Origin of the sequence: Streptomyces sp. NPDC048606 (assembly GCF_040650855.1) — a bacterium.
GTDB lineage: Bacteria > Actinomycetota > Actinomycetes > Streptomycetales > Streptomycetaceae > Streptomyces.
In genome coordinates this window covers 1-6078 of the sequence record NZ_JBEZIB010000087.1, presented here as the reverse complement: position 1 = coordinate 6078, position 6078 = coordinate 1, and the positions used below count along the sequence as shown (strand labels likewise).

Sequence of the window (6078 nt, the reverse complement as noted above, 5' to 3'; positions counted from 1 at the left end):
CCCCGCCCCGCCGGCTCCTCCTCGCCGTCCGCCGGCAGACCGGCCAGGATCAGCCGCCAGTCCGGGGCGGCCGGCTCATCCGGGCCACGCCCAGGATCAGTCATCTGTCACTCCCTCAGGTACGCGGAGGCGGAGGCGGGTACCGGCGCGACGCCGGCCGGGGCCGCGCCACACGCGGTGGAGGCAGCACGGCCCGCCGCGCACCCAGAGGCGGCGCCGGCGGCTGTGTCCGGGGCGCACCGGTGGTCGGGCGCACCGTGCGCGCCGGCGCCGAGGGGCTCGACGTCGAGCCAGCCGGCGCCGGCGTCGAGCCGGCCGACGTCGCCGGCGTCGAGCCGCCGCCACCAGCACGGCCGCGCCGCCCTGGCCCCGGCACCACCGGCACCGGCCCCGGCGTCGGGGCCGGCGAGCCGGCTCCCGTGCCAGCGCCCGTGACCGGCGCGCCCGCCCGCCCGCCGCCCGCCCGCCCGGCACTGCGAGCCGCGCCCACAGTGACCCGCGGCCCCACACCCCCGGACCCTGGACCACGCCCGGGGCCAGAGGACGGCCGGCCCGGCCGGGCTCCACCAGGCCCACCGGCAGGGGGCGGTGGAGGCGGCGCCGGCCGCCGCACCACCGACCGCGCCGCCGGGGTCGGTGGGCGGTGCCGGCGCTCCACCGCGTCCCCGAGCCGGCCCGCCAGACGGCCCGGCGTACGCAGCAGCCGGCCCGCATGCCGGCTCACCCTCCGCGTCGCCAGCGCGCCCAGCAGGGCGCCCGCCGACCCTCCGCCGCCGGCACTGCCCGCGCCGACGATGCCGGACAGAATCGACCGGTACTTGAAGGCGGCGACAGCGCCGGCCAGGCTCAGCGCCGAGGAACCGACCCACCCATACGTGGGCATGGCAACCGCCGTGATCATTTGGAGCATCATCACGGCTCCTGCTGTCAGGGTCACGATGGCGCCCTGAAGCACGCTGCCCACCAAGAGGTCAGCCCAGCGGACACCCCAGTTACGCGCCCTCCCTGGAATTACCCAAAGGGCCGCGAAAATCGGCCCGACGATCAGCAGGAACAGCGCCCCCATGAGCGCCGTAATACTTCCGAATAGAAGCACAATGAGGAGAATGCCAAAAAGCAGAGCGACCGGAACGGCCACCAAAAGAACGCCAGCACGCTCCAGCGGGCGATGCCCTTGACGCCAACTCTGCGACTCGGCTCCCACCGAATCCCCGTCCACTTCCTTATTGAGAAACTCTTTCCTCTTTTCGCTGTCCGTGCCAAAATCCAGAACGTCTTTACCATATTTTTCACAGATCTCCAGAGACCCAAATTCGGCAAGACACCATGGCGTCGCAACGAATACTCGCCAAACCGAATCACTGGAACGGCGCACGACCCGATCTTTTACGTCGCCCCGATACGTGGAGGGGGTCCCGAGTGAAAATGGTGTCTTCTCGATGCCACCTCCGACCGCACCGATCCCGCCCTCGGTGGCACTCATAGCAATTTCAGTGCCGATCAGTCGCCCTTGGTCCACGCCGCTTACCCAGGTCTGTGGGGTCTGTAGGAGCGTGGCGGCGGCTACAGCCGAGACGAGCACCCACGCCAAATCGGTGAAGCCGCTGCCGTCGCCCCGCTGAGATTTGAAGAACGCGACGAGTGCGCCGACCGCGAGAGCGGACGGGAAAATTCCCGCCATGACTGCACCTGCGCTCCCACTGATTGCCTGCGTCAGGGGGCCCTGAATATCAGGCATTTCAGTGAGGGCGAATGTCCACCGCGCCAGGGTCGTGACACCATTACCCACCGCGACGAGAATCACCATCAGGACGTCTGCGATGACATGCAGTGCAGGGTCGAGGAAATCGTAGTCCCCGTAGTCCTTATCGAGGCGCCATGTGAGCATGTCCGGGTAGGTCTCGGACATCGTCTTCCCAGACGATGGAATCGACGGCTCCGGCAATAGGCCGGATGCCCCATCCGGATCAATCGTGTCAGCGTGCGCGGCTCCGGCCAACGTGCTCCATGTCGTGGCCACTGCCAGGAATACCAACGCCAGTACGCGGGCCCTCATCGGCTACCCCTACGCGAGAGGGCGGCCACCGCCGGATCGGCAGCGTGGGTCAGGTCGCTGTCGAAGACGTCCTCTCGCTGATCCACCGCCCATCCGGCACCGTCCGGCACCACCCGCAGCGCCGTGCGAGCCGTCGTCGTGGACTTGCCCGGCCACGTGACCGTGTGGGACACCATCACCGCCCAGCCCTCGGGGTGTGCGGTGAGCGCATGCACTCGCGTCGGCGGCCGGTCCAGGAGCACGGGGCCTACCTGCGCCCCCGACTCCCGCGTCGTCTTCGACTTGGGGTTCGTGCTGTGACAGTCCGACCGTCGCGCGATGGTCGTAAGCTCACACACCCGTTCCCAGTCGCGGCCCACAGCAGCGGTCATGTAGGCGCGGGCGACGTCAACGGCGCCCGCTGCCGGATCCGAAGCCGCGGTGGTCTTGTCGTCCCCGGAACCACCACAGCCGGCGGCGACGAACACCAAGAGCATCGCGGCGGCCAACCCGCGAGCGGTGCGGCGGGCGGTCACGCGTGCACCTCGGTGTCGACCGGGGTCGGGCGGGCGGCGCGGGGGCTGGTGTCGAGGAGATCGAGAATCTCTTGTGTGGGGATGTCCCACTGGACTTGAGCGGCTCGCAGCCTCCTGTCTCGGATGATGCAGTGGCCGTGTCGTACCTCGCCGTCGGGCTCAAGGCCGATGTCCCGCAACCGGTCGCGGGTGTGGGAGCCGGGCGGTAGGCCCAGCAGTTCACCGGCCGCGTCCTGCTGCGCGGCAGACGTGAGCTGGAACGCCACGACGGTGGCGAGTTGCTCCACAACACCGGGCATGGACGCGAGGCCGTCCGCGTCTTGGGTGTCGAGATGCATGTGGGTGCCCAGGGCCCTTCCCACGCGCGCCAGATAGTCCAGAAAATGGCGACCTTGGGGGGTTCCGGTCATCACGTGCACCTCCGGCACCGCAACCAGTTTCGGCATGGTGCGCAGGTCGGGGCGGCCGGATGTGAGGATGCCGTAGGCGAGCACCGCGTGCATGACCGCGACGGAGAGGGCTTGGACCGTGGTCCATGTCTCGCGTGCCTCGCCCGCCCGTGGCAGTGACAGGCCCGGGAGCTGCACGACCCATACCCCGGGGGTGGGCGCGAGTGCGGGTGCTCCCTCCGGCCGGCCCATGATCAGCGCACCGTGGGGTGTCTGCGCCAGTTCGCCCAGAGCCTCACCTGTCGCGCGGGCGAGACCGTCAGCGGAACTTCTCAGGTGCTCGATCACTCGCCACGTGGCTGGATCCGGCCTGTCCAACACGGCGTTGGTGGCCGCTTGGATCACGGTTTCCGCGCCGGCCGCACGCAGGTGCGCCGGCGTCACCAGCCCCAGCAGGGCAGGTACTTCCGCCCGTGCCGCATCCCGGCCGGCTTCTGCAAGGAGGGTGATCAGGTCGGCCGTGCCGGCCATCGACCGTGTGAGCTGGACCAGGTGGGCCGGCAGTCCGTACCGGGCGGCGACGTCGACGACGCCGCCGAGGTCACCCTTGAAATCCAATGCCATGCACCAGCCGCCGGCGAAGGCGGCGTCCAGGATGCTGACCATCATCGCCGTGGTCTTGCCCTTGCCGGACCTGCCGATGTAGGCCACGGTCGTCGAGTCACGGCGGTCGACGGCCGGCGTCAGGCGTACCACCCCAGGCGTGCTTCCGGTCAAGTATCCGACGATCGGGCCGCTGTCGTCGCCGACCCTCGCACCGCCCCACCACCAGGCCCCGGCCAGGCTCGTCGTGTCCCTCACGTGTCCGAGGTCCGGCACCCTCAGGCGATCACCGGGCAACGTCTCCAACCAGAACGGGCGCTGCTCGTCCACGCCCACGTGAAGGGTGATGCCCATGTCCCCGTAGTGGGCAATCGTCGCGTCGATGCGGGCCCTGAGGTCCTCCAGCCCGACCGTGCTGATAACGACGAGTCGGGGGTGGTCTTCCACGAGACTGACTTCCTCGCGCTCCAGGGTGGCGCGCAGATCCGCCATCGCCTCCCCGGCATCCCTGATCACCCGGCCCGGGTCACCGATGGCGTGGCTGGTCGCGGATCGGGTCTGCTCCCTCACCATCCGGGCGGCCTCATCCGTGCGCGCAATTGCCGCCCGCTTGGGCATGACCCTCAGCCTCACGGAGGCCTCCGGCGAGACCGCGACCAGCCGGCCCGCCATGTCCTCCTCGACGGCCTGGTGGTCGTCGTCGCCCGGCGGCAGGTAGGTCACCTCCGCCAGGGTCCGCAACCACTCACCGGGCCCCGGGACCGTGGACACCTCCGGGAATCCCGTCATGACCAGCACCGACACCCAAGCCGCGGTGCCCCCTTGGGCGTCGACCATCCGCAGGTGATCCGGATACGGCAACACCTTGCCTTGGGTGAGCGCTGCCAGCGCCGCGCCCGCCACCACCGGACCCCCCACCGGCGCCGGCGCTCCCCGGTGCTGCTCCCGGGCGATCATCCAGGTGATCAGCTCCACCGGGGCCTGCGCGCACCGCCACGGCGAGGCCTCCAACCGCCGACCCAGCCGGCGGGCGGCGGCATGCAGGCCGGCCAGCTCCCGTGGAGGCACTCCGCGCGCGGCCACGCCCGCAACCTCCGTGACACGCCGGCCCGCCGGCACGTCGCGCGCCCCGAGCCGTACGCCCAGCAGCACGTGACGGACCGGCAGGGCAATCTGATCCAGGCGCGCAGCCCGGTCCTCCACCCAGTCCTGCCACCGCCCCGAGCCATACATCCGCGCGCCCTCGTCGCGGTAGCTGTCCGCCGAGTACGGCGCCCACAGCACCCGCAGGTGCACGTCCATGCCGGCCAGCGTCGACGTGAGCGCCACCTCGGCCCGCTGCTGCTCCGAATCCCGCTCCGACTCCCCCATCAGATCGCTGTTGCTGGTCTCGCAGACCCACCACGCCCACGCGTCAGTGTCCGTGACCACCAGCCCATCGGCCAGAGCCGCGTACCGGGGCGGCGGCGCCGACCGCTCGCCGGCCACACCCAGCAACTCCGCGATCTTCTCCAACACCCTCATGCGCTCCCCTTCGTGGCCGGGCGCCGCCCGGAGATCTTGACCATGTGGTCCGGGCCGTACAGGCGGACCACGTACCCCAGCTCGACCGCCGGCCCGGCCGTACCGGGGTCGGCCGGCACCGTGCCCAGCAGCCGGCCGGCCGTGCGCGGGCCAACGATCCGAGTCAGCACCGGTGCCTGGCGCGCCCACCTCTCCGCGCGCGGGATCCACTCCGACCGGTGCACCTGCGCCCGGCCGCCGCGCACCACCGGGCGGTGCCCCCATACCTGGTACTGGCCGGCGATCACCCAGCACGCCAGCACCGACCGGCGATCACACCGCCGCGCCGGCTGCGCCCCCAGCACCGTCACCAAAAGGGGTGGGAGCAGATAGACCGTGAGCCAGTCCGGGGAAGGAAACCCAAATAAGGCAATTCCGATCCCGTCCCACAGGCCGAATGCAAGGGCCCCCAGGAGCATGGTCCGTCGGGCGATTCCCTGCCCCAGGTCGACCCCGAACAGCTCGTGCTGTCTGGCCTCCAGGGCGAAATGCCTGGTGTACGTAGTACCCTCGCGCATCAGCTCGTGATCACCTTCGCGATGTCCGTCACCATTGTCTTTGCCTGATCCGGCAGCCAAATGAAAACGGCGCAGAATCCGGCGCTCCCCAAGAACGCCATTTTCTTACTGAAGTCTTCCGACCACGACAGCTTGAACGCTTTCACCACCATCACAGCGATGAAGAGGTTTCCGACGATTTTCACGATGGCGTTTTTGACCCCGGACCCGTCGGTCAGCGCCAGCAGAAGGACATCATGCACGGCTTTTCTCCTGTCTCCTCTTTCTAGAAATTCAGGGCAGGCTCAGGCGAGGTCATAACCCGAAATACCGGCCACCTGCCAGCGCCCCGCCCGCGCCGATTCCACGCGCGTGAGCTGCACGCGATAGGCCTGCGTGATCTCGCCCCCGCTCACCGCCCACACGACCCGCGCCACGCCCACCCGGTCCGCACC

The 6078-nt window shown here is 69.9% G+C and carries 5 protein-coding genes; all 5 read right to left on the bottom strand.

What is annotated here, in order from left to right; genetic code table 11:
- Nucleotides 1-115: 115 nt before the first annotated feature.
- The 5 genes from AB0D01_RS39380 to AB0D01_RS39360 all read right to left on the bottom strand — a co-directional run bounded on the left by AB0D01_RS39380 (nt 116) and on the right by AB0D01_RS39360 (nt 5886).
- A complete protein-coding gene (locus AB0D01_RS39380; RefSeq protein WP_363064182.1) occupies nt 116-1909 on the bottom strand; it encodes a hypothetical protein in 1794 nt (597 codons plus the stop codon).
- 143 nt (nt 1910-2052) lie between these two features.
- Nucleotides 2053-2571 carry a hypothetical protein gene (locus AB0D01_RS39375; RefSeq protein ID WP_363064180.1) on the bottom strand — a complete coding sequence of 173 codons (519 nt, stop codon included), beginning with the start codon at nt 2569-2571 and terminating at the stop codon, nt 2053-2055.
- Nucleotides 2568-5087 (bottom strand): ATP-binding protein, encoded by a 2520-nt coding sequence (locus AB0D01_RS39370; protein ID WP_363064178.1) that lies wholly within the window; start codon nt 5085-5087, stop codon nt 2568-2570. The genes AB0D01_RS39375 and AB0D01_RS39370 overlap by 4 nt, the downstream gene beginning before the upstream one ends.
- Nucleotides 5084-5644, bottom strand: a complete 561-nt coding sequence (locus AB0D01_RS39365; RefSeq protein WP_363064176.1) for a hypothetical protein — start codon at nt 5642-5644, stop codon at nt 5084-5086. Before AB0D01_RS39365 ends, AB0D01_RS39370 begins: the two co-directional genes overlap by 4 nt.
- Nucleotides 5644-5886: a hypothetical protein gene (locus tag AB0D01_RS39360; protein WP_363064175.1), complete on the bottom strand. Its 243-nt coding sequence runs from the start codon at nt 5884-5886 to the stop codon at nt 5644-5646. The genes AB0D01_RS39365 and AB0D01_RS39360 overlap by 1 nt, the downstream gene beginning before the upstream one ends.
- Between the last annotated feature and the right edge of the window lie 192 nt (nt 5887-6078).